General features: G+C 41.2%; 1 protein-coding gene. It reads right to left on the reverse strand.

The annotated features are described in order from the left end of the window. Positions 1 to 66: 66 nt before the first annotated feature. On the reverse strand, positions 67 to 653 hold a 587-nt coding region (locus AC1TO4_RS19855; RefSeq protein WP_482106708.1), incomplete at its 5' end, for a group II intron maturase-specific domain-containing protein.

Below are 653 nucleotides of genomic sequence, written 5' to 3' on the forward strand. Positions count from 1 at the left end.
GGAGGGAGTGATTAACTCCCGACCTCTCACACCACCGTACGTACCGTTCGGTATACGGCGGTTCAATTAAGATTGATGACGCAAAGTTTCGTAACGTAATAATAAACTTTTGAGCCCTTGGTAATTCCAATAGGAATTACTAAGGGTTCTGTGTAGTATCGGACTTTTGGATATTCTCCAGTAACTTTTCCTAGTGTTACCCCATTCATAAGCTTGCCATTGAGGTACACCTAATCCGATAAGCTTCCTTATCTTAGTTCTTGGATTCTTCCAATCCTTCCACATACACATCCGAAGTCTTCTTCTAATCCACGAATCGAGGTTCCTGAAAGTGCTTGACGTGTCTGCCAATGCGAAGTATCCGCACCACCCCATCAAGTACTGATTGAGTTTCTTAATCCGATAGTCCAACGAATAAGGTTTCTTCCTTGAGGTTATCTCTCGGATTTTATTCTTCATCCGTTTCACACTTTCTTTGGCAATCCGAACCTTAGGTTCTTTACCATTTGTGAAACTGAATCCAAGAAATTTCCTTTTCCATGGACGGTCAACTGCGGATTTATTCAGGTTCACTTTCAATCTAAGTTTCCCTTCAATAAATGAAGTGACGGAATTCATAACCCGATTTCCTGCTTTCTTCGTTTTCACATAGA

The sequence above is a fragment of the Sporosarcina sp. Y838 genome (assembly GCF_056786515.1).